Genomic DNA, 25702 nt, shown 5'->3' with positions numbered 1-25702 from the left:
CCCTCCACACTAGCTTCGCTCACCGTCTTCTCCGGTGCGCCACCGTAGACTGGGGTATCCCCAACCCTCGGAGTTCCATGTCACGCCTTTCTCTCGCGACCCGCATCAGCTACGTGATCGAACGTGCCCGACGCATTGACGTCGGCGCGGTCTTCGAGCGTGCCAGGGAGGCGTCGAAGCAGCACGGCAAGGCGGTCCCGCGGATCGTCGTCGACATGCTGTGGTCGGCGGGTCGGCACAACGTCGGCTTCCAGGATTACATCGACTATGACTTCGCCATGCTCAATCGCGCCGAGCGTGCGACGTTCATGACGCATCCGGTGTCGAACGAGCTGTCGCAGAAGTACGACCACCCCGATTATCGTTGGATTTTCCAGGACAAGGTCGAGTTCGACAAGCAGTTCTCTCAGTACTTGCACCGCGACTGGATGATCGTCGAGGAGGGAAACTCCGATGCTGTGCGCGAGTTCGCTCAGCGTCTGGGAACGATCGTCACCAAGGAACCAGTCGGGCAGGCTGGCACCGGCGTGCACCGCTACTACGCGGCGGATGTCGAGGACTGGGACGAGTTCCACCGCGGACTTCTCTCGCGCGGAGAACTGCTGATCGAAGAGGTCATCCGTCAGCACGCAGATCTCGCCGCTGTTTGCCCCGGCACCGTCAACACCACGCGTATCACGGCTTTCTTCGATGGCGAGAAGGCCCACATTCTCGCGATGGCGCAGAAATTCGGCCGCGGCGAGGTCAGCGACCAGATGACTTTCGGCGGTTTCTACACGATGCTCGACGAGAACGGCCACGCAGTGAGCGCGGGCTACGACTCGCACGGCCACGTGCACGAGGTGCATCCGGACTCCGGGTTCCGTATCGCCGATTTCCAACTGCCACATATGGACAAGGTGCGCGAGTTCATCGATGAGGTGGCCCGCGTCGTCCCGCAGATTCAGTACGTCGGTTGGGATATTGTCGTCTCCCCCGATGGCCCCGTCCTTGTCGAGGGCAACTGGGGCTGCGGTGTCTATGAGAACAAGCCGAGCGTCAGCGGCATCCGCACCGGTCACAAACCGCGCTACCAGCAGGTCATCGGGTTCTAAGCGAAGCCGTCGCCCAACGGAAAAGAGGCCCGGATGCGAGCATCCGGGCCTCTTTTCACGTGTCTGTTGGTCAGACCTCGCGGACGATCCCGAGCGGGGTGGACTGGTGTCCTTGCCCGAGCGGGTTATCGCCGAGGACCTGAAGGAGACGCTGCTCACCAGCCTTGTCGAGGGTTGACCCGAGGATGTTGCCACCGAGATCGTTGATATCGACGACGGCGACCTCAGCGGTCCCGCCGATCAGCTGCTTCAGATGCGCGGACACTCCGGCCGGATCTGTCGGTCCGAGCACGACCGCCTCGTTATAGGGCGGGATGGTGTTCTTCGTCGGTCCGTCGATCGCGCGGGCCTTGTCACCGGCAATGCGGTAGAAGTCACCCTTCCGTCCGAACGCCTTGGTCACGGCTGCGACCGCGGAGGCGAACAGGATGCGCGACGTGCCGCACTCTCGCAGCGCCATTTCCATCGTCTCGGGCATGCCGAGACCGATGCCGTACGGCGTGCGTGTGACGTACTTCGATAGGAACAGCGCGAGCTTGCGCGGTTTGATCTCGTCGAGGCGGAAAGAGCGTCCCTGAGTGATCGCGACGATCTTCTCCGTGACGAACAGCAGATCTCCGGGTTCGACAGCTGCTGACGCGTACTCGGTGATGATCGCATCGAGATCATCACCGGGCATGACGACACGGGTACGCAGCGGGATGCGCGCGTACTGCTTGCCGTCGACGCTCGTTTCGAGCGCCTTACCGTCGTTCGCCTGGCTCATTCGAGGTAGTCGCGCAGCGACTGCGAGCGGCTCGGGTGACGCAGCTTCGCCATCGTCTTCGACTCGATCTGGCGGATCCGCTCACGCGTCACGCCGAAGGTGTCACCGATCTGGTCGAGCGTCTTGGGCTGACCGTCGCCGAGGCCGAAGCGCATGCGAATCACGCCGGCCTCACGCTCGGAGAGCGAATCCAGAAGCTGCTCGAGCTGGCGCTGCAGCATCGTGAAGCCAACCGCGTCGGCAGGAACGACAGCCTCGGTGTCCTCAATGAGGTCACCGAACTCACTGTCGCCATCTTCGCCGAGCGGGGTGTGCAGCGAAATCGGTTCGCGACCGTACTTCTGCACCTCCACGACCTTCTCCGGAGTCATATCGAGCTCGCGGCTGAGCTCTTCCGGCGTGGGCTCGCGGCCCAGGTCCTGCAGCATCTGGCGCTGCACACGAGCGAGCTTGTTGATGACCTCGACCATGTGCACCGGGATGCGGATGGTACGGGCCTGATCGGCCATCGCACGGGTGATCGCCTGACGAATCCACCACGTGGCATAGGTCGAGAACTTGAAGCCCTTGGTGTAGTCGAACTTCTCGACCGCACGGATCAGACCCAGGTTTCCTTCCTGAATGAGATCGAGGAACTGCATGCCGCGGCCGGTGTAGCGCTTAGCCAGGGAGACGACCAGACGGAGGTTGGCGCCGAGCAGGTGGCTCTTTGCGCGCTGTCCGTCGCGGGCGACCCACTGGAGGTCGAGGCCGAGCTGGCCGGTCTTCTCAGCCGGCGTCATATCCGACAGCTTCTCTTCGGCGAACAGGCCGGCTTCGATACGCATCGCAAGCTCCACCTCTTCGGCGGCGTTCAGCAGTGCGACCTTACCGATCTGCTTCAGGTAGTCCTTGACCGGGTCGGCAGTAGCACCGGTGATCTGCGTCGAGTAAACCGGAACATCGTCCTCGTCCTTCGAGGACAGCACGATAGCGCCGGTGGGAAGCGGCTCGGTGAACGCAGGCTTCTTGTTGTCTTCGTCATCGACCTCGTCGACAACTTCTGGCTCGGCCTGCGCTTCGTCGACCGGGTCAGCAGCCTTCTTGCGCTTGACCGGCGCCTTCTTCGCAGGGGCCTTCTTCGCGGGAGCCTTCTCAGCAGCCACCTTCTCAGCAGCCACCTTCTTGGCGGGAGCCTTCTTGGCAGCCGGCTTCTTCGCCGCTGGCGCGGTCTCTTCGGGTTCGACGACGTTGACGTCGACGTCAGCAGCTTCGGTCATCTTGGTCGTCCGGGAGTTCTTGGTCGCGGCAGGAGTCACGTTTCGCCTTTCACGGGGTAGCAATTCCTACCCCGGGACATTTCGGACACTAGTAAGACCCTTGTCAAGCCATCTGCCTGACGGCGGACGATTGACAACGGGTCAGATAACCAGTATCGCATATGATCAGCGATCCGGATGCATCAGGATCGAGGAAGTCAGGATCGTGAGCGCTTGTCGTCATCTCCGGGAGGACGAGTGGCCAGATACCGCTCGAGTTCGGCTGCGAGTTCATCCGCGCTGGGCAGGTCCCGCTCGTCGAACCCGCCCTCATCGAAGTGGTCGGCGCCATCAGGATTGCGGCCGGCCATGTACGCGTCGTAGCGGCTCTCCAGCGTCTGCACCATCTGGCGCAGCTCGTCGTTGGTCTCGACTTGGTCGTTCACTTTGCCGAGGTATTCCTGGCGGCTTTCCCGAAGATCGTCGAGTCCCAGCACGATGCCCGTTGAACTCATCACGCGGTCGGCGGCTGCAATGACCGCGTCCGGGTTCTCCGTGTCTGCGAGGTAATGCGGAACCAACAGCACAAATCCGACGACACGATCCCCGCGCTGGGCAAACCGGTACTCGAGCAGGTGCCCGGCGGTCGCCGGGAGCTGCGTGCGCGGCCGCCACACCGACAGGCTCGCCGTGAGTTCCTTGCGGTTTCCGCTGACGGTCGTGCTGATCGGTCGAGTGTGCGGGACGGGCATCGCGATGGAATGCACCCAGCTCACCCCGGAGACGCCGAACTCTTCTGCCAGGTCGAGCACCACCTGGGTGAAGGCGTTCCAGGAGAAATCCGGTTCGTATCCGGCGAGCAGGAGGAACTGCTGACCCAGGGTGTCATGCGCCAACGACAGCTCCAGTCGGGCGGGCCGGAACTCGGAGAGGTGATCCTGCTCGAAGACGAAGATCGGACGACGAGCCCGATAGTCGAGAAGCACGTCATTATCGAACACGACGATCGGTTGCGGATCGGTGACGTCGCGCAGATGGTCAATCAGTCCGGAGACCGCGCTGCCTGCATCGGTGAACCCCGTGAGCAGGATCACGAGTGGGAGTCCCTGCGTAACAGCGGGGGCGTTCGAGACGCGTTCGTAAAGCTCTCCGGAGACGGGCATGCTCCCATGCTACGAGCAGGCGGAGACAGCGGGGCTGTGTCTAGCTCACAGCGAACAGAACTGGAGGAGGAGGGTGCACACGCGCTTAGGATGGAGGCATGTCGCTTCCTGCGCTCTCGCACACAACAGATCCATTCCCCGGGAGTGCTGCCGACGCAGCAGCGCTCATCGTTCCGGACACCACCGCGTTCCCCGAGGCTCTGGACGCCTTCCCCGGCCTTGCCGATCTTCTCGCCAGCATCGGGTTCACCGGTGCTGCGTCCGCATTCGCCCGTGTGTATCTGCCGGAGGTGACCACGCTCCCCTTCGCCGTCGTCGGTGCCGGGTCCGCCGCAGATGCGGCATCCGTGCGCGATGCCGCCGGAGTGGCACTGCGTTCATTGACCGGGTTCGATAGCGTGTCGCTCGCTCTCGCCGGGTCGCTGGCTGAGCATTCCGCGGCTGCTGCCGAGGGCGCCGTCTTCGGCGGTTACCGATTCGACGCTTACCAGGCAAAGCCGGGCAAGACCCGCGCAGCTGCGGTCAGCGTGCACAGCTCCACGCTCTCCGACGCCGACATCGCTCGCGCTCAGACGCTCGGTGATGCTCTCGCGCTCGTCAAGGACCTGGTCACCGTCCCGGCCGAATGGCAGAGTCCCGCCGATCTCGCGCAGAGCGCCGTCGACGCTGTCGCCGGCCTTGATGTCACGGTCACGGTTCTCGACGAGTCCGACCTCGCAGAACAGGGCTTCGGCGGTGTCCTCGGAGTCGCACAGGGCTCCGATCGCCCGCCTCGCGTGGTCCGCCTGGATTACGCCCCGGCTGACGCAGGTCGCCACATCGCACTGGTCGGCAAGGGAATCACGTTCGACACCGGCGGCCTCTCGCTCAAGCCGGCCGCCAGCATGGTGGGGATGAAGTTCGACATGGCCGGTGCCGCCACCGTGCTCGCCACCATTCGCGCCATCGCCGCGTTGAAGATTCCGGTGCGGGTCACCGCGTGGATGTGCATCACGGACAACATGCCGTCCGGTAAGGCCACGCGCCCCGGCGATGTTCTGCGGATGCTCGACGGTACAACCGTCGAGGTGCTGAACACCGACGCTGAAGGCCGTCTCGTTCTCGCCGATGGCCTGGTGGCCGCGAGCCGCGAGAATCCCGATGTGATCTTCGATGTCGCAACGCTCACCGGCGCGATCCTCGTCGCGCTCGGACACCGTCACACCGGTGTCATGGGCGACGATGACGCCGTCGCCGACTACCTCGCCGCTGCTGAGTCAGTCGGTGAGCTGGCCTGGGCACTGCCGCTACCGGCGTACATGGAGGATTCACTCGACTCCCCCATCGCCGACATGATCAACGCGAACATGAGCGATCGCGCTGGTGGTTCAATGTTCGCGGGGCTGTTCCTGCAGCGTTTCATCGGCCGCACCAGTGAGGCTGGGGATGCTCCGCGCATTCCGTGGGTGCACCTCGATGTCGCCGGTTCCGCCGAGCACGCCAGTGCACCGTTCGGGTTCACCGACAAGGGCGCAACGGGTGCCACCGTTCGCTCGCTCGTCGCGTACGCAGAGGCTGCAGCCAAGGAGGCATGATGACCACGCACACCTTCGACATCGTCGTCCTCGGTGGTGGCAGCGGCGGATACGCCGCTGCCCTGCGGGCTGCAGAGCTCGGCAAGAGCGTCGCTCTCATTGAGAAGGACAAGGTGGGTGGTACCTGCCTTCATCGTGGATGCATCCCGACGAAGGCGCTGCTGCACGCAGCCGAGGTCGCCGATCACGTGCGCGATGCCGCATCCGTCGGTGTCAGCGCCACTTTCGAGGGCGTCGATGCCGGCGGTGTGCGCACCTACCGCGAGAATATCGTCGCGAAGAAGTTCAAGGGGCTGGAGGGCTTGATCAAGGCTCGCGGCATCACCACGGTCGCCGGCACCGGTCGTCTCAACGAGGACCGCACGGTCAGCGTTGGTGATGATGTGTATGCGGGCACGGATGTCGTACTCGCCACCGGGTCTTACAGCCGCTCGTTGCCCGGCCTGAAGATCGGTGGACGCATCCTGACCAGCGAGCAGGCGCTGGAGCTGGAAGTCATTCCCCAGCAGGTTCTTGTGCTCGGTGGCGGTGTCATCGGTGTCGAGTTCGCCAGTGTGTGGCGATCCTTCGGCGCGGAAGTCACCATTATCGAGGCGCTGCCTCATCTCGTACCCAACGAGGACATCGCGTTGAGCAAGGGGTTGGAACGGGCGTTCCGTCGTCGCGGGATCAAGTACTCACTGGGTACGCGGTTCCAGACGGCAACGCAGGATGACTCCAGCGTGACCGTCACGCTCGAAGACGGAAAGACCTTCACCGGCGACTATCTGCTGGTCGCGGTTGGACGTGGCCCCGCCACAGCCGACCTCGGTTTCGAAGCGGCCGGCATCACGCTCGACCGCGGCTTCGTTACGACTGACCAGGAGCTGCGCACCAACGTGCCTGGCGTTTGGGCGGTCGGTGACATCGTGCCCGGACTTCAACTCGCGCACCGCGGTTTCCTGCAGGGCATCGCCGTCGCGGAGCGAATCGCGGGGCTCACGCCCGCGCCAATTCCGGAGTCGCAGATCCCGAAGATCACCTACTGCAACCCGGAGGTCGCTTCGGTCGGAGTGACTGAGGAAGCCGCCATTGGCGAGCATGGCGCGGACGCGGTCGTATCCTATGAGTACAACCTCGCAGGTAACGGCAAGAGCGAGATCATCGGCACGAGCGGCCTCGTCAAGGTCGTACGACTGAAGGACGGGCCTATCGTAGGTATGCACCTTCTCGGCGATCGGGTCGGAGAACTCATCACTGAGGGTCAACTCGCCGTCGCTTGGGAGGCACACCCCGAAGACATTGCCCCGCTCATTCATGCGCACCCCACGCAGAGCGAGGCCCTGGGCGAAGCGTTCCTCGCGCTCGCCGGAAAACCATTGCACGCTCTCTGAACACCAATCGGTGTCAGGGTCACTAAGCTGAATACGTCACAAACATTCTTGAAGGAGACTCCGTCATGAGCACATCCGTGGTCCTCCCCGCTCTCGGTGAGAGCGTCACAGAGGGTACGGTCACCCGCTGGCTGAAGCAGGTGGGAGACACCGTTCAGGCGGACGAAGGCCTGCTCGAGATCTCGACCGACAAGGTCGATACCGAGATCCCCTCGCCTGTCTCCGGCGTGATCGAAGAGATTATGGTCGCCGAAGACGAGACCGTCGAGGTCGGCGCTGTTCTCGCCAAGATCGGTGACGGCAGCTCGGCAGCACCGGCTGAGGCCGCACCTGCTGAAGCACCTGCTGAAGCCGCACCGGCCGAGGCTGCACCGGCTGAGGCTGCTCCGGCGGCTGCGGCTCCGGCCGCTGAGGCTGCCCCCGCTGGCGACGCCACCGACGTCGTTCTCCCCGAGCTCGGCGAGAGCGTCACTGAGGGCACCGTCACGCGCTGGCTGAAGCAGGTCGGTGATGACGTCGCGGTGGACGAACCGCTGCTCGAGATCTCGACCGACAAGGTCGACACCGAGATCCCGTCGCCGGTGGCCGGCGTCCTGCAGGAGATCCTCGCTGCTGAAGACGAGACGATCGCCGTCGGCAGCGTGCTCGCACGTGTCGGCTCCGGCGCGGCAGCTGCTGCTCCGGCGCCCGCCGCCGAAGCGCCCGCTGCCGCGGCACCGGCCGCACCGGCACCGGCCACACCGGCACCGGCACCTGCTGCTCCCGCGCCTGCCGCTGCCGCTCCTGCGCCTGCTGCTCCGGCGCCCGCCGCAGCTCCTGCTGCACCCGCCGCACCTGCCGCTGCACCCGTTCCCGCCGCCGCACCTGCTGCTGACAACGAGCAGATCAAGTACGTCACCCCGCTGGTTCGTCGTCTGGCGACTCAGCAGGGCGTCGACCTGGCAACCGTGACCGGTTCTGGAGTGGGTGGACGCATCCGCAAGGAAGACGTCCTCAAGGCTGCAGCATCGCAGAGCGCTGCTCCCGCTGCGGCCCCGGCGCCTGCGCCGCTTGAGGTCTCGCCGCTGCGTGGCACGACCCAGCCGATGTCGCGCCTGCGCAAGGTTCTCGCCAAGCGCGCGGTCGAGTCGATGCAGCAGACGGCCCAGCTCACCACCGTGGTCGAGGTCGACGTCACCAACCTCGCCAACTACCGCGAGAGCGTCAAGGCTGAGTTCCTCAAGAAGACGGGCGACAAACTCTCCTTCCTGCCGTTCTTCGCTCTGGCAGCTTCCGAGGCTCTGCAGGCCTTCCCGATCGTGAACTCGACTGTCGAGGGCGAGAACATCGTCTACCCGGCAACAGAGAACCTCTCGATCGCGGTCGACACCGAGCGTGGTCTGCTCACGCCGGTGCTGCGCGACGCTGCGACGAAGAACATCGCGGAGATCGCTCACGAGATCGCCGACCTTGCTGCTCGCACCCGCGACAACAAGCTGAAGCCCGATGAGCTGTCCGGAGGCACGTTCACGCTGACCAACACGGGCTCACGTGGCGCGCTGTTCGACACGCCAGTCGTGTTCCTGCCGCAGTCTGCGATTCTCGGAACCGGCACGGTCGTCAAGCGTCCCGGCCTGGTGAAGGTCGACGGCGCTGAGGCGATCGCGATTCGCTCCTACGTGTACCTCGCGTTGTCCTACGATCACCGCATCGTTGACGGCGCGGACGCTGCTCGCTTCCTCGGAGCGGTCAAGGCACGTCTCGAGGCTGCGAACTTCGCGGGAGACCTCGGAGCCTAAGCACGAGTAGTACCTACGCTGGCTGGTGCGCGACGTCATATACGTCGCGCACCAGCCAGCTTTCGTTTCTGCGTTCAAGCACCAGCATCTGCTCCAGCTGGTCTCCCTCCTCCACCGGTGTGAGCCTGACCACGGCAACGTCCCCGTGGTCGTCGACCAGCGCGGCTGTGCTCGCAGTTGACCCCAGGCTCGCGATGCCGTCGGTCGGCACCACTGTTCCCTCGGCTGTCGCCGACGGGCAGCTGTCCGCTGCGGCATCCACGCATTCGCGGATCTCATCGAGCAGAGCCGGTACGGCGGCAACAGCCCCGGTATCGTTCGGCGGCTTCTCGGAATTCGGGGGCGCCTCAGCTGGCGGCGCCTCAGTCGGGGGCCCCTCAGCCGGCGGCGCCGTTTCGCCCTCCGGAGGAGACGCTTCGCTCGACGCTGGCGGTTCCCCCGCTGCAGGCGGTGTACTCGTGGCGATCGGCACCATCGCATTCGCATCGTCCGGTTTCTCGCCGCTCGGCCACATCAATCCCACAGCCAGCACCATTGCCGCCAGCGAGCCCGCCAGAATGAGCGGACGTTTGCGTGACTTCGTCGGGGCCTGTCTCGGATCGGCTGCAGTCACAGCGCCCACCCTGGCGCCCTTCACCCTGTCATCCGCGGGACCGAATCGCTCGATAGCGGCATGGACCTGCTGGCCTATCGTGCGCACCACAGCACTGACAACCCCGCGCGGACGATCTTCCGATCGCGCACGGCGTGTTTCACTTCTCGAGTGCCGGCTACCGGGGTGTTCCACGGGAACCCTCGGCAGGCGGCGAACGCCGACGTCCACCACACGCTCCGGTGCGAATACATCCAGGCGCAGTGCGCGGGGTGCTGCCATCGCGAACAGCTGCTCCTCCCAGCGGTGGTCGTCGTCGATGTGATGGCGAGGTTGGCGCAGTGAGGTGGCTATCTCTTCGAGAACGCGCGTGGTGGCCCGATCTGCGCTGTGCTCAGCCACCCGGTCTGTCAGCGCTGCCGAGGCCGCGCGCGCCACTCCTCCGGCTCCGAGCACGAACAGCGGGCGCCCGTCACCGGTCAGCCACCATTCTCCGGTCGCATCGGCCGCCGCGTTTCCCAGTTCACGCATTCCACGAAGCAGACTCACGACGAGCGTTCCCAATTCGCCCGCCGTGAGCGGAGCCTCAGCCACCATCCTGCGGCCCAGAAATGCCTCGACACGCTGCGTGCACCACGGCAGTAGCGCATCATGACCGTTGATGCGGCGCCGAACATCGATCACCCCACAGACGTGTTCAGCGTCTGAGAATGCCCATCCGTCCCAGTCGGTGAGCACCTCAGCATCCACGCAGACCGCCACCCCGTCATCCCCAGTGACGAGCTGCCCGGCGAATGGACCCTCTTTTCCGTCGACAACACGAATCACTCGATGCACCCCAGGCACTAACGAGGAACGATCTGCAACGGCATCCGGTTCGGTCATCACTTCATCACAGCGCATAGCTCCTGCCGGCAACGCGGGAAAGGCCCGATTGTGGATAGGTCCGCCGCCCGGCCGAATGTGAGTAACCAGTGCGCCTGGCGCGAACGCGCATGAAGCAGGCCTGCAGACTCGGTAGTCTTGTACCCATGGCTAAGCGCGCTCCAGAACCCGACAAGCGTCCGGGGTTCTTCTCCCAGATCAAGTCCCTCTTCCGGTTCACGCGTGAGGTGTACCCCTGGTTGCCCTGGGCGCAGATCGCGATCCTGGTCGGCGGCGTGCTGCTCGGTCTCGTCATCGGCTACCTCATCCCGCCGTTCCAGGTGTGGACGCTGGTGCTGTGGGGCGTCACCGGTCTCATGGTTGGTGTCCTGGGATCCCTCTTCCTGATGACTCGTCTGTCGACGAAGGCAATGTACGTGAAGATCGACGGGATGCCCGGCGCCACCGGCCATGTCATGAGCTCAAGCCTCGGGCGTGCCTGGCAGGCGTCCGACACCCCTGTAGGCATCAACCCGAAGACGCAGGAGGCCGTGTACCGAGCGATCGGACGCGGCGGCATTGTCGTTGTCGGTGAAGGCGCACGTGGCCGACTCACCCGCCTCGTCAACGAAGAGCGCACCAAGGCCCAACGGGTTGCTAATGGCGTCCCGGTTCACGTGTTCTACGTCGGACATGGTGAGGACGAGGTGGCGATCGCGGACCTTGCCAAGACCATCAAGAAGCTGCCCAAGGCGATTGACAAGACGACCCTCGCCGCAGTCATCCGCCGCATCGACTCGGTCTCACAGTCGCTCTCCTCGCTGCCGATCCCCAAGGGCATCGACCCGACGAAGGTTCGCGCGCAGCGTCCGCGCTGACCTATCGCTTCGACTCACTGAAGCTCGCTCAGTACGAGCGGGCTCAGTACGAGCGACCTCAGGGACCGATCAGCTCAGCGGCTGCTTCGGCAGGCGGCGTACCTTCGCACGGCGACGGCGACGCTCCGGAATCATTCCGCGCATCTCCTCGAGCTTCCCAAAGCACAGCAGGCGGTCATCCGCCTCCAGAACGACGTGCTTACGTGGGTTCGGGATCACGCTGACACCCCGGTGCAGCGTCAGCACGGTGATGTCACGCTCCCACAGCCCGGATTCGCCGAGCGTGCGGCCGACCAACTCGGCGGCGTTGTGCACGAGCAGCTCCGCGACGCCGTATCCGGTGGAAACGGTCAGCCGCTGGCGCACATCGATCTCCGGGAACGCCACCTGGGCGGCGATGTAGTCGATGATGGCACCGGCGACGTCGAGCTTGGTCGCCTGCTCGATTCCTTGCAGTCCTGGTGAGGAGTTGACCTCCATCACCAGCGGGCCCTCGTCGCCCTCGAGCATGTCGACGCCAGCGACGCGCAGCCCCATGATCTGCGCAGAACGCACCGCCGCCTGCTCGTAGACCGGGTCCAGCTCAACCGGTTCGACGCTGCCGCCGCGATGCACGTTTGAGCGGAACTCATCGCCAGCCGCGACGCGACGCATCGCAGCGACCACTCGGTCGCCGACCACGAGCGCGCGAATATCACGGCCACGGCTCTCGGCGATGAACTTCTGGATCAGAACGTTCTGCTTGGTCGAGTGCAGCGTTTCGATGATCGCCTCGGCCACCTTGACCTGTGGTGCGAGGATCACACCGATGCCCTGGGTGCCCTCGAGCAGCTTGATCACGACCGGCGCGCCACCGACGCGCTCGATGGCAGGGCGGACGTCAGCACGGTTGCGCACGAACGCTGTCGGCGGCATCGCGATGTTGTGGCGCGACAGAATCTGATTCGCGCGCAGCTTGTCGCGGGCGCTGGAGATGCCGTTGGCGGTATTGGGCGTGTAGACGTCCATCTGTTCGAATTGGCGCACCACCGCGGTGCCGAAGTACGTGATCGAACTGCCGATACGCGGCAGGATCGCGTCATAGTCGCTGAGCTGCTTTCCGCGAAAATGCAGGTCGGGTTCGTCGGCGGTCAGATCGATGGCGAACTTCAGCGTGTTCAGCACTTTGACGTTGTGACCGCGCTGCAGGGCTGCGGCGCGCAGACGCTGCGTCGAGTATGCCTGCGGTGCGCGAGAAAGTACGGCCAGCTTCACGAAATTTTCCTGCCAAGATGTATCAAGTGGATAGGTCTTCTCATTCAAACACGCTCACGGGATGGCGTGAATGGGTGAGCCTGCCCGATGCCGGAGTCGATTGGATCAAGGCGAAGGTCGATACCGGCGCGCGAACATCGTCATTGCACGCCTTCGATATCGAAGAGTTCCAGCGTGAGGGTGAGGACTGGGTCCGTTTCCGCGTCAATCCCTGGCAGGACTCCGACGCGGATGCCACGTTCGTGGAGTCGCCGCTGCATGACCGCCGCGAAGTACGCAGTTCATCCGGACACACTGAACTGCGGCTCGTCGTGCTGCTCGCCATTCGCCTGGTGGATCGGCTTGTCGTTTCTGAGGTGACGCTGAGCAAGCGCGATGCGATGGGGTTTCGGATGCTGATCGGACGCGAGGCGCTGCGACGGGGCTTCATCGTTGATCCCGCTCGGTCGTTCTTAGGCGGTCGCGCTCCACGCGAAGCACGGCGTCGCAACCGCGGACGCGAGTAGCTCACACGCGAATCAGTACTGTTCCCACGGCCTTGTCATGCAGTCCGCGCTGGTCAGGGTCCCAGATCACCGCGGGAATGATGATGACAAGAAGCAGTGTGCGCACAATCGGACGCCACAGCCCCACCCAGGATCCGTTCAACATCACCAGGCGCAAGCCGACGATGCGGTGCCCCGGGCTCCCGCCGATCGTCGGGATGAAGGCGATCTGCACCACAGCGAAGATCAACAGCGTCGCAATCGAGTCATAGTCGAAGAACGCGACGGAGATGATCACCGCGGCAGCCCAATCGATAGCCAGTGCAGCCAGTCGGCGGCCGACACGACCGATGCTTCCGCTGCCGGTTTTCGGGAGGCCAAGACGCTCACCGGGGTACAAGATCTGAGCGTCACTCACGGATCCAGTCTACCGATGGTCTGTAACATGGCGGAAACAAAGAAGACACGGCCGAGTAATGGCTGGCCCGTAATCTTCATGAAGGTCTGAAGACCGCAAACCCGAATCATCCAGGAGTGATACATGTTCACCGATTCGTCCGAAGTGCTGAGCTACATCAAGGAGCATGACGTCAAGTTCCTTGACATCCGGTTCACCGATCTGCCCGGCGTGCAGCAGCACTTCAACATCCCCGCGTCGACCGTTGACGAGGCGTTCTTCACTGAAGGACAGCTCTTCGACGGCTCCTCGATCCGGGGTTTCGCCAGCATCCACGAATCTGACATGCAGCTCATCCCTGACGTGACCACCGCGTACCTGGACCAGTTCCGCGAAGCCAAGACGCTCGTGATGCTGTTCGACATCTACAACCCGCGCACCGGCGAGATCTATGCAAAAGATCCGCGCCAGGTCGCTAAGAAGGCCGAAAAGTACCTCGCATCCACCGGGATCGCCGACACCGCATTCTTCGCCCCCGAGGCCGAGTTCTACATCTTCGACGATGTCCGCTACTCGGTGACCTCGAACCACAGCTCGTACAGCGTCGACTCCGAAGAGGGCGCCTGGAACACCGACCGCGAAGAGGTCGGCGGCAACCTGGGCAACAAGACGCCGTACAAGGGCGGATACTTCCCCGTAGCTCCGGTGGACAAGACGGCTGATCTGCGCGATGAGATGACCCTCAACCTCATCGAGGCCGGGTTCGCCCTGGAGCGTTCACACCATGAGGTCGGCACCGGCGGTCAGCAGGAGATCAACTACCGTTTCGACACGATGGTCCACGCCGCCGATGACATCTTGAAGTTCAAGTACATCATCAAGAACACTGCCGAGCAGTGGGGCAAGACGGTGACGTTCATGCCCAAGCCGCTGTACGGCGACAACGGCTCCGGCATGCACACGCACCAGTCACTGTGGAGCGACGGCAAGCCGCTGTTCTACGATGAGGCAGGCTACGGCCAACTCAGCGATATCGCCCGCTGGTATATCGGCGGACTGCTCAAGCACGCCAACGCCGTGCTCGCGTTCACGAACCCGTCGCTGAACAGCTACCACCGTCTGGTGAAGGGCTTCGAGGCACCCGTCAACCTGGCTTACTCCGCCGGTAACCGCTCGGCTGCGATCCGCATCCCGCTGACCGGTTCGAACCCCAAGGCCAAGCGCATCGAGTTCCGGGTTCCGGATGCTTCGAGCAACCCGTATCTCGCCTTCGCAGCTCAGCTCATGGCTGGCCTCGACGGCATCAAGAACCGTATCGAGCCGCTCGCGCCGATCGACAAGGACCTGTACGAGCTGCCGCCCGAGGAAGCCAAGAACATCCCGCAGGTGCCCAACTCACTGCTTGACTCGCTCAACGACCTGCGCGCCGACCACCAGTTCCTGCTCGAGGGCGGCGTCTTCACCGAGGAGCTCATCGAGACCTGGATCTCCTACAAGATGGAGAATGAGATCCTGCCGATCGCACAGCGGCCGCACCCGTTCGAGTTCGAGCTGTACTACGGCGTCTGATTCAACGTGACCTTATGAAGGCCCGTCATCTCAGGTGGCGGGCCTTCAGCGCACCTTCAGTGCACCCGCTTGCACTCGCACTTCGAAGGCCGCGACCTCGCCGACCTCCTCGCCATCGATCTCGAAGGCAAGTGGTGTCTCGAGCTCGATCTTCACGCTCACAACTGTCAGATGCCGCGTCGACTCGGTGCTCACGGCACTCTCCTCACCCTTGAAGAGCCGTCGGATGCCGTTGTCCCAGATGAACGAGCGGGCCGTGTCGAGCCACTGCAGTGCCCCGTCTGCGCTCACGAGGAGCAGATCCAGCTGTCCGTCGTCGATCTTCGCGTCCGGCAGCAACCGGATACCGCCCTGCACCATTCCGCAGTTGCCGATCAGCAGAGTGTGGCCCCTGAGCTCCTGAGGCTCTCCCCCATCGATCTGCATTGTGATCCCGGTCATTTCGGTGCCGGCCATCGCCCGCCCCATCGCTTCGACGTACGCCAACCACCCGGCACGATCCTTCAGATCATCGTCAGTCTCCACCAGCATCTGCGCGTCTATTCCGAAGCCCACCATTACGGCGAAGGCTCGTTCTTCGTCGTTGAAGGCGACCCATCCAAGGTCGATCTGACGCGTTTCACCCGCGCTAATGCGCTCGAGTGCAGCAGGAATGTCGTCGAGTGGAATCTCAAGGTTTCGCGCCAACAGATTTCCGGTTCCTTGTGGCACGATGCCCAACGCCACGTCTGTTCCCGCAAGCGCCTCGGCTACCGCTCGAACAGTGCCATCGCCTCCGACAGCAACAACGGTCGTGCAACCGGCCTGCACGGCCTCCTGAGCCATACCCAGTCCCGGGTCGTCCTCGCTGGTCTGCCACCACTGAACCGTGATCTCATCGCCGTCAGCATCCTTCAGCTGCTGCTCGACGGCGGAGCGCAATTCGTCCTCGTCGATCTTCGAAGGATTCCAGATGATGCCGAGCTTCGTAGCTGTCATGTGCTCAGCCTGAGCCAGCGACGCTGAGATCGCAACTCATCCGTAGAAGAGGTGCTCGAACACGCGGCGTGCGCGGCGAGTGGCACCGAAATAGTCCTCTTCCACGGCGCTCGCCGAGCGGTCGGGGTATCCGAGCAGCCGGCCGATCGCATCGAGCTCGCTGCGATCCGAGGGCAGCATGTCGCTCGTTTTTCCCGTCAACAGCGTGATTGCGCTGCGCAGGCGGCTCGACAGCAGCCAGGCTTCACGGAGGAGCTCGGCATCATCAGCGGAGATGAGTCCGTTTTCCACACAGGTCGAAAGCGCGTCGAGAGTCGAGGTCGTGCGCAGTTCGGCCAGCGCATGCGCGTGCTGCAGTTGCAACAGCTGCACCAGCCACTCCACATCGCTAAGGGTGCCGGGGCCGAGCTTGAGATGCCGTCGCGGGTCGGCACCCCGCGGCAGCCGCTCCCCCTCGATACGCGCCTTGATGCGTTTGATGTCACGCAGCCCCTGCTGATCGACATCCTCGGGGTACCGCACGGCATCTGCCATCACCGTGAATCTCTCGATCAGCGCGGTGCTGCCGGCGACCCCCCGAGCTCGCAGCAGCGCTTGCGCCTCCCACGAGACCGACCAGCGCTGGTAGTACGCGGCATAGGCCGCCAGCGAACGCACCAGCGGCCCCTGCCGCCCTTCGGGCCGCAGATCGGCGTCGAGATCGAGCGGAGCACGATGGTCGGTGAGATGCTCGCGCAGCCCGGATACCAGCTTTGTCGCCAGAATCTGCGCCCGTTCCGGATCGACACCGTGCGCGTCGTATACGTAGAGGACGTCAGCATCCGATCCGAAACCGAGCTCAGCACCACCGAAGCGTCCCATCCCGATGACCGCGAACTCCAAGGCGTCGTCCTCAGCAGGCACGACTTCCCGACGCACTGCCCGCAGACCCGCCTGAATCGTGGCGTCGGTGATCGCCGTGAGAGCGGTGGCGACCTCCTCGATCGTGATGGTGCCCAGCACCGCGCCCATCGCTGTGCGCAGCAGCTCACGTCTTCGAAGAGCGCGCACAGCCTTCAGCGCCGATGCCACCGAAGAGTGACGGGTCTGAATGGCGCGGGCTTCCTCGTAGAGCTTCGATTCACCGCGCGGGCGCAATCGCTCGTTGCTGTCGAGCCATGCCACGGACTCGGGAATCCACTCCATCAGCTCGCCGATGTAACGAGATGATGACAGCAGACGCGTCAATCTCTCGGCTGCACCGGAGGAGTCGCGCAGCACACGCAGGAACCAGGAGCTGTCCCCCAGTCGCTCGCTGATGCGACGAAATGCGACCAGCGCGTAGTCCGGGTCGCTCCCCTCGGCGAACCAGCTGACCATCACCGGCATCAGATGCCGCTGAATCGTCACCTTGCGGCTGATCCCCGTGGTCAGCGCACCGATGTGGCCCAGCGCCCCGGCAGGGTCTCGGAATCCGATCGCCGCGAGTCGGTCGTGCGCACGCTCTGTGGCGAGTGTGCGCTGATCTTCCGGCAGCTCGGCGACAGCACTCAGCAGCGGCCGATAGAACAGGCGCGTATGAATCTCCCGCACCTCGCGGCGCACGCTCTCCCACATCGCCCACACACCAGGACCATCTTCGGCAAGCCCGGTGGCCCGGGCGAGCACGCGCAGCCCATCACCAGTGCGCGGCATCAGATGCGTGCGAGAGAGCTCTCGCAGTTGCAGACGGTGCTCGAGCAGGCGCAGCATCCGATAGTCCGCGGCAAAAATCGCGGCGTCCTCTCGCCCGATGTATCCGCCCGCGACGAGGGCGTCCAGGCTCTCCAGGGTGCCCTGGGTTCGGATGCTCGGATCGGTGAGGCCGTGCACCAATTGCAGCAGCTGAACCGTGAATTCGATGTCCCGCAGTCCACCGGCACCGAGTTTGATCTGGTAACCGGCATCCTCCGGGTCGATGTGCTCGGTGACCCGCTCGCGCATGCGCTGCACACTATCGACGAAGTTCTCACGCGCGGCGCTCGACCAGATTTTCGGCTGCACGGCCTCGATATACGCTTCGCCCAGTTCGGAATCGCCTGCGAGCGGCCTGGCTTTCAGGAGCGCTTGGAACTCCCAGCTCTTCGCCCAGCGGTCGTAATACGCCAGGTGCGACGCGAGCGAACGCACCAGCGCCCCCTGTTTGCCCTCCGGGCGCAGGTTCGCGTCGACCTCCCACAGCGGAGGCTCGATCTCGGCCGACGACAGCGCGCGCATCGTCTCCCGAGCGAGTTTCGTGGCGATATCTATCGCTCGTCCTTCGTCAAGACGATCCTCATCAGCACTGGCCCCGACGAAGATGACGTCGACGTCGCTCACATAATTGAGCTCGCGAGCTCCCGCTTTACCCATGCCGATGATCGACAGCTGTGTCAGGGCGACTTCCTCGCGCGAGACCACCTCGGCCACGCGTGTTCTGGCGATCGCCAACGCCGCTTCCAGAGCCGCACCTGCGGCGTCGGCCAAAGATGCCGAAACTGCGGCGATTCTGGATGCCGGCTCCGGGGTCGACAGATCGATGGCCGCGATCTCGGCGATGCACCGGCGGTAGGCCACCCGCAGCGAACACCATGCGAACTCGTCACCGCTTGCGGCAAAACCATCGTGCGCGCCGACGGCCGCGAGCATGCGCTCCGTCAGCGTCACCGCGTTCGGGACGAGCGGGCCCGCCTCGAGCAGTACTTCGAGCTGCTCTGGGTGCCGGTGAAAGAAGTCGCCCAGCCCGACGGAGGCACCGAATACGCGCCAAGCCAGACTGCGCGCCGTCTCGTCACGCAAGATCGCTGCCAGTACGGTGGGGTCGCGCCGCGCGACATGCAGCATTCCGGCTGCGGCAGCATCCGGGTCGGCAGCGTCCGCGCCCCGCACCAGTTCGTCTCGATCGAGGTCGACCAAAGCCGACAGCTCATCCAGCGCGGAGGCGGCCGCTCTCAGCTCGGTGAACCCCAGACGGGCAAGGCCGGAGAGGGTGAACGTCGAACCTGATCTGGCCATCGGCGCTCAGAGGAGCTCGAGGTTGCTCTTCAGCTCGAACGGGGTGACCTGCCCCCGGTAGGCTTCCCATTCCTTGCGCTTGTTGAGCAGCACATAGTTGAAGACCTGTTCGCCCAGTGTCTCGGCGACCAGCTCGGAGTCTTCCATGTACTCGAGCGCCTGATCCAAGCTGGTGGGCAACGAGCGGTAGCCCAGTGCGCGCCGTTCAGCGGCGCTCAACGCCCATACGTTGTTCTCCGCTTCGGGTGGCAGGTCGTACTCTTCCTCGATGCCTTTGAGTCCGGCCGCGAGAAGCAGCGCATAGGCCAGGTACGGGTTCGCTGCCGGGTCAAGGCCCCGGTGCTCAACCCGCGAGGACTGGCTCTTGTGTGGCTTGTACATCGGCACGCGCACCAGTGCAGACCGGTTGGTGTGCCCCCAGGTGACGAAGCTCGGGGCTTCGTCGCCGCCCCACAGTCGCTTGTACGAGTTCACGAATTGATTAGTGACGGCCGCGACCTCGTTGGCGTGCTTCAGCAGCCCTGCGATGAAGTGGCGGCCTGTCTTTGAAAGCTGGTACTCCGCACCCTCTTCCCAGAACGCGTTCTGGTCACCCTCGAACAGCGACATGTGCGTGTGCATGCCGCTACCGGGCTGATCGCTCATCGGCTTCGGCATGAACGTCGCGTAGACGCCCTGCTCGATCGCAACCTCTTTGATCACCGTGCGGAACGTCATGACGTTGTCAGCGGTGGTCAGCGCATCCGCATACCGCAGATCGATCTCGTTCTGGCCCGGGCCACCTTCGTGGTGGCTGTATTCGACGGAGATGCCGAGGTCTTCCAGCATCCGCACTGAACGACGACGGAAATCATGTGCAGTGCCACCGGGGACGTTATCGAAATATCCGGCTGAGTCGACGGGAACAGGGCCATCCGGACCGATCTCGGACGATTTGAGCAGATAGAACTCGATCTCCGGATGCGTGTAGAAAGTGAATCCGGCATCCGCGGCCTTCGCGAGGGAGCGCTTGAGCACCTGACGCGGATCCGCGACCGCCGGTTGGCCGTCGGGAGTGGTCAGATCGCAGAACATGCGTGCGGTGGGATCGACGTCACCACGCCAGGGCAGCGTCTGGAACGTCGTCGGATCAGGCTGCGCGAGCAGATCCGACTCAAAGGTTCTCGTCAAGCCCTCGATTGCGGAGCCATCGAAACCGATGCCCTCAGCAAATGCGCCTTCGACCTCAGCGGGAGCGATTGCCACCGATTTGAGCGTGCCGATCACATCTGTGAACCAGAGTCGGACGAACTTGACGCCACGCTCTTCGATCGTGCGCAAGACGAAATCCCGCTGCTTGTCCATGCCCATATGGTGTCCTAGTTCCCCTCAGCTTCGTCGTTATCGGTCCAGGCGTCTTCTTCTGCGTCTTCGGCAGCCCAGGCCTCAGAGCGCTCACGCAGCGTCTGCAATGCGTTCGCCGCCTGCTCCTGGGTATCGAAGGGACCGACCCGGTCGACGGCGGGCGAAACGTACCCGAGTTCGACTTCACCGGACTTGATGTTGTACCAGTACTTGTCTTCACCGTTAGACATGTGCGCATCCTTACCGTCTGACATGGCCGCATCCCTCTGTAAGGGTCTGTCATGATCCTACTGTCGCGGACCAGTCTCGCTAGGCTAGTGGGCATGGCAAAAGCGATCGGCGTCGACATCGGCGGCACAGGCATCAAAGCAGGCATTGTTGATCTGGAGCACGGAACGATGGCATCCGACCGCGTCCGCGTCCCAACGCCCGAGGGCGCTTCTCCGCAGGACGTCCTCACGGCAGTGCAGACCGTGTTGGAGAAGCTCGATGTGCAGGATTCGACCTTGCCTCTCGGGGTGGCTTTCCCCGCCATCGTCAAGCGCGGAAAGACGCTGTCCGCGGCGAACGTCTCACCAGAATGGGTGGGATTCGAGGCGGAGCAGTTCTTCCGTGACGGTCTGCAGCGCAACATCGTCTTCGTGAACGACGCCGATGCCGCCGGAGTCGCCGAAGCACGCCATGGTGCTGCCAGGGATGTCCGCGGCCTCACGCTGCTGACCACCCTCGGCACCGGGATCGGTTCAGCATTCCTCTACGACGGTGTTCTTGTACCGAACACAGAACTCGGGCACCTGAACTTCCGCGAGCACGAGTCTGTGGAGCGGTGGGCCGCAACATCCGCACGCGAACGCGAAGGCCTCACCTGGGCCGAGTGGGCCGAGCGCCTGCAGGCGTTCTACTCGCACATCGAGTTCCTCTTCAGCCCTGACCTGTTCGTGGTCGGCGGCGGCGTGTCCAAGAACGCCGCAGATTTCCTCCCCCTGCTCGAACTCAACACCCCGATCGTCCCGGCGATCCACCGCAACAACTCGGGCATCATCGGCGCCGCGTCGCTTTCCAACGACTGATCCGCACGAGCTTCTATACATCGCACGAACAGCAAGAGCCCGGCAGCTGCCGGGCTCTTGTGTCGTACAGGGCGAATGGGCCGGCCTGTACGCCGGGTTCTGTTCCGGGGCCCCTCTCGAGGTTCCCTTCGACGGCCATCTCTCTACGCGACACGTTGCCGTGCCGCTCTAGCGGTCTACCCGAGGACTCAGCGGGCCGCGTCAACATCCTCTGTATGACCTTGCTCCGGACGAGGTTTACCTGGCGGGTCATGTCACCATGACCCCCGGTGGTCTCTTACACCACCCTTTCACCCTTACCATCCGAGCCCTTCGACAAGCTCAGGGAACGGATGGCGGTCTGCTCTCTGTGGCACTGTCTCGCGGATTACTCCTGGTGGGTGTTACCCACCGTCCTGCCCTGTGGAGCCCGGACGTTCCTCGGTGCGGTTTCCCGCAACGCGGCCGTCCAGCCGACCCATTCGCGTGCCCAGTCTACTTCTCCGCCGTCTGCACGATCTGCAGGTCGAGCGGAACATCGATCGGAAACGTCCCGAACAGACGTCGGGTGGCAATCGCCGCTGCTTCGCGTACCGCGGCGGCCGCGGCATCTGCCTGTTCCTCTGGCACGTGCAGGATCACCTCGTCGTGCAGAAAGAAGGCCAGATGTGCACTTCGTGCGAACGGGCCGGATGCTGGGGCTTCCACCTGCGCGTCCGGGAGTTGCCGCAGACGGTGCCGGATCTCAGCAAGCCAGATCAGCGACCACTCGGCCGCGGTTCCCTGCACGATGAAGTTACGCGTGAACCGTCCGCGTTCACGCGCACTCTGTCGGGCGCGTTTGACCTCGCCCGGGTCAACATCCGCATCGGATGCTGCGCTCTGCAGCGCCTGCCAACGTTCATCGGGCGGCGGCGAGGATCGCCCGAGCTTGGTCGAGACGACTCCCCCGTTCTCGCCGGTGCGCGCCGCTTCATCGACACGACGCATCGCGCGGGGATAGACCCTGCGCAAGCGCGGCACCAGGCGTCCGCTGTCTCCTGTGGTCGCGCCGTACATTGCACCGAGCACCGCGTACTTGGCTTCTTCACGCGTGGCTACCGCACCGGACGCGACGACTCCCTCGTACAGATCACGCCCGCGAGCAGCCTCAGCCATCGCCTTGTCCTCAGCGAGCGCTGCGAGCATCCGGGGCTCGAGCTGCGCGACATCGGCGACGACCAGAACCCATCCCGGGTCAGCGCGCACGGCAGGGCGGAGAATCCGCGGCAGCTGAAGCGCCCCGCCGCCGGCCGATGCCCAGCGTCCGGTGACGACGCCGCCAGGAATGTAGACCGGGCGAAAGCGTCCGTCGTGCACCCACTCGGAAAGCCATGCCCAACCGTTCGCGCTCAGCAGCCGTGCAAGCTTTTTGTACGCCAGCAGCGGCTCAATCACCGGGTGCGAGATCTCGCTGAGTTCCCATTGACTGGTGGATTCGACGTTGACGCCGACGCGGTGCAGCGCGCGCAGCAGTTTGGTGTGGCTGTCGAGATGGAGTTGCGGATCTCCCAGGTGGAAGCGCACAGTATCGGCGAACTGAGCCATCCGTGCCGGCATCCCCCCGCCTGCAGGTCGCTGTCCGAGGGCATCCACGAGAATGCGGTCGTGCGTTTCGACATCCCACGGCAACCCGCCGGCGCGCATCTCTTCGGCGAGGAGGCCCCCGGCCGACTCTGCTGCGCACAGCAGAGCGAGCCGCCCGGTGCGATCAGCTTCGATGACGCGACGCTGCTCGAGGTATTGCGCAAGCAGATCGGCCACCGGATCGGCGGCGGTGTGATCGACGACTTCGAACAGGGCGGGCGCGCCGTCCTCCGGAGCGCGGGGAATCCATTCGGATGAAGGAGCAAGTGGCCGGGCGACCGCATCGGTGTCGCGCAGGATCGCATGACACAGCAGCAGGTCATGTGTGCGCACGAGGAGCACCGACGCTGCCAGCAGCCGCGGATAGATCTCGCGGGCGCTGCGGATCACCCACCGCGGAGAGCGCTCGGTTTCGGTTTCTCGCACCCATGTGATGAACGCGGCACCACGCAGCACGGTGCGCTCGTGTTCAGCGTCGCCGGCGTCGAGCTCGACCGCGGTAACTTCGCCAGCGCCGGTATCGGCCAGCAGGATTCTGGTGCCCGAGGCGGAGACCGTCGGCGCCGTCACCGTCGGGGACGGTGCCGACATGGTGTCACAGGCCCGATTCTTCGGTGCGCACGAGGATTCCGCCACACTCCGGGCAGGAGAGCACAGCATCGGGTGCAGCTTGGCGAATCTGGCTGAGGCTCGTCCCGGGGAGCATCATGCGGCATCCCTCGCAGGTGCCGCGACGCAGCAGACCAACGGCAATTCCCCGTGTTGCACGACGTGTGTAGTCGGCGAGGAGATCGGCGGGAATGGCGGCGGTGATGGCTTCACGGTCACGGTTCAGGTGATCGAGTTCTGTGGTCGCCGCTGCCACGGCAGCTTTTGCCTGCGTTGTAAGCTCGGTGCCCTCAGCAGTCGTCACGTCAATCAGCGCCTGCTGCGCGGCAACGGCAGCCTCGGCCGCTTCAACCCGCGACATGACCTCGAGCTCCATGTCTTCCAGATCGCTGACGCGCTTGGCAAGGCTGGCGAGTTCGCTCTCGAGAGCCTGAGCATCTTTCGCATTGGTGGATGTCGCCAGCCGGTCCGCGTCCCGGGTCCGACGCTGCTCGACGAGCTGAACGTCTGATTCGAGACGCTTGAGTTCTGTGCGCGCGTCGTCACGAGCACCGGCCAACGCCGTCAGCTCACGAAGCTGCTCCTGGCGTTGTGTTGCCAGCTCGTTGATACGCGGCCCTTGGACCGGGGTCGTCCGCGCGCGCTCGACTTTCTGGATGCGACGATCTAGGTCGGCGACGTCGAGAAGGATGCGCTGGTGCTCAGGACTGGCGTTCACATGTCCAACCTACCCGCGGCAGCTGACATCCGCCGATCGGCTCGTTCAGCCGGGCGTGCCATCGAGGTACGTCCAGACGCGATTCTCGCGAACGAATCGGCTCCGCTCCCGCATCGAGGCATGCACGCCGTCTTCACGGTAGAACGCTTCGAACTCGACGACCGCCGCCGTATCGAACGGCCCGCCGGCTTCCGTGGCGATGATGTCGAGTCTCGTCCACCGAATTTGCGGGTCCAGTTCCAGGTCGTTCGGTCTGGTGGATGGATGCCACGACCGCAGCAGGTACGCGGCATCCCCCATCGCGAACGCAGTGAATCGCGATCGCATCAACCGCTCCGCGGTCGGCGCAGCGATAGCGTCCGACAGGATCGGACCGCAGCACGACTCATAAATGTCGCCGGATAAGCAGGGGCAGCGCATGGTTCAATCATGCCGCGTAGGGGCCGCCCCGCTACGCTGAATCACGACCGAAGGAGATCTCGATGACCGCTCTTCCCATCCGTACGGCGCACAACGGCTTCACGCTGCCCGCACTCGGGCTTGGAACTTATCGCTTGAACGGTGAGGAGGGCGCCGCCGCGATTGCCGCGGGCATCGATGCCGGATATCGGCTGGTGGACTCCGCCTTCAATTATGAGAACGAGGGTGCGGTCGGTCGCGGCGTGGCCGCTGCTATCACCGAGCGCTCAGAGATCATCGTCACGACCAAGATTCCCGGTCGCCATCACCCACTCGAGAAGGCTCGGACGAGCATCGAGGAAAGCCGATTCCGGCTCGGTCTGGATGTGACCGATCTGCACCTCATTCATTGGCCGAATCCGACCCAAGACGAGTACGTGCAGGCGTGGACAGCACTCGTCGACGCCCAGCAGCGCGGCATCGTGCGACAGATCGGTGTGTCGAACTTTCTGCCCGAGCACCTGGAGCGTCTCGAGCGTGAGACCGGTGTGCTGCCCGTCGTGAATCAGATTGAACTGCACCCGTACTTCCCGCAGGAGGAGCAGCTCGCATTCCACCGCGAGCACGGGATCATCACCGAAGCCTGGAGCCCGATCGGGCGTGCCCGTGATCTGATTGAAGAGCCGGTGGTCGTCGAGGTCGCCCAGGCGCACGGCATCACGCCGGTGCAGACAGTGCTGGCCTGGCATGTAGCTCGGGAGACTGTTGCAATCCCGAAGGCGTCGTCGCTGGAGCACCAGCAGGCCAATCTTGCGGCAGCATCCGTCGTTCTCGCCGATGACGAGGTTGCCGCGATTACGGCCCTCGGTCGTGTTGATGGCCGACTGTTCAATGCGGATCCGCGTACGCACGAAGAGTCCTAGCAGCTCTCGACCCGGGAGA

General features: G+C 64.1%; 22 protein-coding genes and 1 other RNA gene. 9 read left to right on the top strand and 14 right to left on the bottom strand.

Annotation, left to right across the window (positions count from 1 at the left end; genetic code table 11):
- Window positions 1-77 precede the first annotated feature (77 nt).
- The gene (locus ACSS7Z_RS09720) at window positions 78-1094 is read left to right on the top strand and encodes a sugar-transfer associated ATP-grasp domain-containing protein (RefSeq protein ID WP_438254434.1); all 1017 of its coding nucleotides are present in this window, start codon (window positions 78-80) and stop codon (window positions 1092-1094) included.
- Window positions 1095-1164: 70 nt separating this feature from the next.
- Here ACSS7Z_RS09720 and ACSS7Z_RS09715 read toward each other — a convergent pair whose 3' ends face one another.
- The 3 genes from ACSS7Z_RS09715 to ACSS7Z_RS09705 form a co-directional block, all read right to left on the bottom strand.
- On the bottom strand, window positions 1165-1860 hold the full coding sequence (locus ACSS7Z_RS09715) for a coenzyme F420-0:L-glutamate ligase (RefSeq protein WP_438254433.1): 696 nt from the start codon (window positions 1858-1860) through the stop codon (window positions 1165-1167).
- Window positions 1857-3158 carry an RNA polymerase sigma factor gene (locus ACSS7Z_RS09710; RefSeq protein ID WP_438254432.1) on the bottom strand — a complete coding sequence of 434 codons (1302 nt, stop codon included), beginning with the start codon at window positions 3156-3158 and terminating at the stop codon, window positions 1857-1859. Before ACSS7Z_RS09710 ends, ACSS7Z_RS09715 begins: the two co-directional genes overlap by 4 nt.
- Window positions 3159-3316: 158 nt before the next feature.
- Complete coding sequence (locus tag ACSS7Z_RS09705; protein ID WP_438254430.1) at window positions 3317-4261, bottom strand: proteasome assembly chaperone family protein; 945 nt, start codon at window positions 4259-4261, stop codon at window positions 3317-3319.
- Between the two features lie 98 nt (window positions 4262-4359).
- Between ACSS7Z_RS09705 and ACSS7Z_RS09700 the strand changes: the two genes are divergently transcribed.
- The 3 genes from ACSS7Z_RS09700 (at window position 4360) to sucB (ending at window position 8986) form a co-directional block, all read left to right on the top strand.
- A complete protein-coding gene (locus ACSS7Z_RS09700) occupies window positions 4360-5835 on the top strand; it encodes a leucyl aminopeptidase (RefSeq protein ID WP_438254428.1) in 1476 nt (491 codons plus the stop codon).
- Window positions 5835-7208, top strand: a complete 1374-nt coding sequence (gene lpdA / locus ACSS7Z_RS09695; protein WP_438254427.1) for a dihydrolipoyl dehydrogenase — start codon at window positions 5835-5837, stop codon at window positions 7206-7208. Before ACSS7Z_RS09700 ends, lpdA begins: the two co-directional genes overlap by 1 nt.
- A 65-nt stretch (window positions 7209-7273) precedes the next feature.
- Window positions 7274-8986, top strand: a complete 1713-nt coding sequence (gene sucB / locus ACSS7Z_RS09690) for a 2-oxoglutarate dehydrogenase, E2 component, dihydrolipoamide succinyltransferase (RefSeq protein ID WP_438254426.1) — start codon at window positions 7274-7276, stop codon at window positions 8984-8986.
- 13 nt (window positions 8987-8999) lie between these two features.
- On the opposite strand, the gene ACSS7Z_RS09685 is transcribed toward sucB, so the two are convergent.
- Complete coding sequence (locus ACSS7Z_RS09685) at window positions 9000-10406, bottom strand: hypothetical protein (RefSeq protein WP_438254425.1); 1407 nt, start codon at window positions 10404-10406, stop codon at window positions 9000-9002.
- Window positions 10407-10609: 203 nt separating this feature from the next.
- On the opposite strand from ACSS7Z_RS09685, the gene ACSS7Z_RS09680 reads away from it, so the two are divergent.
- Complete coding sequence (locus ACSS7Z_RS09680; protein WP_438254424.1) at window positions 10610-11320, top strand: DUF4191 family protein; 711 nt, start codon at window positions 10610-10612, stop codon at window positions 11318-11320.
- 69 nt (window positions 11321-11389) lie between these two features.
- Here ACSS7Z_RS09680 and ACSS7Z_RS09675 read toward each other — a convergent pair whose 3' ends face one another.
- Window positions 11390-12574: a RimK family alpha-L-glutamate ligase gene (locus ACSS7Z_RS09675; protein WP_438254422.1), complete on the bottom strand. Its 1185-nt coding sequence runs from the start codon at window positions 12572-12574 to the stop codon at window positions 11390-11392.
- A gap of 17 nt (window positions 12575-12591) precedes the next feature.
- Here ACSS7Z_RS09675 and ACSS7Z_RS09670 point away from each other — a divergent pair, with 17 nt between their 5' ends.
- Complete coding sequence (locus ACSS7Z_RS09670; RefSeq protein WP_438254421.1) at window positions 12592-13080, top strand: ATP-dependent zinc protease family protein; 489 nt, start codon at window positions 12592-12594, stop codon at window positions 13078-13080.
- Window position 13081: 1 nt separating this feature from the next.
- Here ACSS7Z_RS09670 and ACSS7Z_RS09665 read toward each other — a convergent pair whose 3' ends face one another.
- The gene (locus ACSS7Z_RS09665; RefSeq protein ID WP_438254420.1) at window positions 13082-13477 is read right to left on the bottom strand and encodes an RDD family protein; all 396 of its coding nucleotides are present in this window, start codon (window positions 13475-13477) and stop codon (window positions 13082-13084) included.
- 123 nt (window positions 13478-13600) lie between these two features.
- Here ACSS7Z_RS09665 and glnA (ACSS7Z_RS09660) point away from each other — a divergent pair, with 123 nt between their 5' ends.
- On the top strand, window positions 13601-15025 hold the full coding sequence (gene glnA, locus ACSS7Z_RS09660; RefSeq protein WP_438254419.1) for a type I glutamate--ammonia ligase: 1425 nt from the start codon (window positions 13601-13603) through the stop codon (window positions 15023-15025).
- Window positions 15026-15070: 45 nt separating this feature from the next.
- Here glnA (ACSS7Z_RS09660) and ACSS7Z_RS09655 read toward each other — a convergent pair whose 3' ends face one another.
- The 4 genes from ACSS7Z_RS09655 to ACSS7Z_RS09640 are packed head-to-tail and all read right to left on the bottom strand — an operon-like array spanning window position 15071 to window position 20613.
- Window positions 15071-16003 (bottom strand): diacylglycerol/lipid kinase family protein, encoded by a 933-nt coding sequence (locus ACSS7Z_RS09655; protein ID WP_438254417.1) that lies wholly within the window; start codon window positions 16001-16003, stop codon window positions 15071-15073.
- Window positions 16004-16039: 36 nt separating this feature from the next.
- Window positions 16040-19015, bottom strand: coding sequence for a bifunctional [glutamine synthetase] adenylyltransferase/[glutamine synthetase]-adenylyl-L-tyrosine phosphorylase (locus ACSS7Z_RS09650; protein WP_438254416.1), 2976 nt, complete (start codon window positions 19013-19015; stop codon window positions 16040-16042).
- 6 nt (window positions 19016-19021) lie between these two features.
- Entirely contained in the window at window positions 19022-20359 is a 1338-nt protein-coding gene (gene glnA / locus ACSS7Z_RS09645) for a type I glutamate--ammonia ligase (RefSeq protein ID WP_438254414.1), read from the bottom strand.
- Window positions 20360-20373: 14 nt separating this feature from the next.
- A complete protein-coding gene (locus ACSS7Z_RS09640) occupies window positions 20374-20613 on the bottom strand; it encodes an SPOR domain-containing protein (protein ID WP_438254413.1) in 240 nt (79 codons plus the stop codon).
- A gap of 69 nt (window positions 20614-20682) precedes the next feature.
- Between ACSS7Z_RS09640 and ppgK the strand changes: the two genes are divergently transcribed.
- Window positions 20683-21429 (top strand): polyphosphate--glucose phosphotransferase, encoded by a 747-nt coding sequence (gene ppgK / locus ACSS7Z_RS09635; protein ID WP_438254411.1) that lies wholly within the window; start codon window positions 20683-20685, stop codon window positions 21427-21429.
- Between the two features lie 72 nt (window positions 21430-21501).
- Here ppgK and rnpB read toward each other — a convergent pair.
- From rnpB to ACSS7Z_RS09615, 4 genes are all read right to left on the bottom strand, one after another.
- Window positions 21502-21889, bottom strand: an RNA gene (rnpB, locus tag ACSS7Z_RS09630) — RNase P RNA component class A.
- Window positions 21890-21903: 14 nt separating this feature from the next.
- Window positions 21904-23625: a bifunctional 3'-5' exonuclease/DNA polymerase gene (locus ACSS7Z_RS09625; RefSeq protein WP_438254410.1), complete on the bottom strand. Its 1722-nt coding sequence runs from the start codon at window positions 23623-23625 to the stop codon at window positions 21904-21906.
- Window positions 23626-23629: 4 nt separating this feature from the next.
- Window positions 23630-24361: a zinc ribbon domain-containing protein gene (locus ACSS7Z_RS09620; RefSeq protein ID WP_438254409.1), complete on the bottom strand. Its 732-nt coding sequence runs from the start codon at window positions 24359-24361 to the stop codon at window positions 23630-23632.
- Window positions 24362-24406: 45 nt separating this feature from the next.
- Window positions 24407-24781 (bottom strand): YchJ family protein, encoded by a 375-nt coding sequence (locus ACSS7Z_RS09615; RefSeq protein WP_438254407.1) that lies wholly within the window; start codon window positions 24779-24781, stop codon window positions 24407-24409.
- 62 nt (window positions 24782-24843) lie between these two features.
- Here ACSS7Z_RS09615 and ACSS7Z_RS09610 point away from each other — a divergent pair, with 62 nt between their 5' ends.
- Window positions 24844-25683: an aldo/keto reductase gene (locus ACSS7Z_RS09610; protein ID WP_438254406.1), complete on the top strand. Its 840-nt coding sequence runs from the start codon at window positions 24844-24846 to the stop codon at window positions 25681-25683.
- Window positions 25684-25702: the final 19 nt, after the last annotated feature.

Origin of the sequence: Microbacterium wangyouchuni, from assembly GCF_051546305.1 — a bacterium.
In the GTDB taxonomy this organism is placed as follows: Bacteria; Actinomycetota; Actinomycetes; order Actinomycetales; family Microbacteriaceae; genus Microbacterium.
The sequence above is the reverse complement of the archived record's forward strand: the minus strand, read 5'-3'. Positions and strand labels throughout refer to the sequence as shown.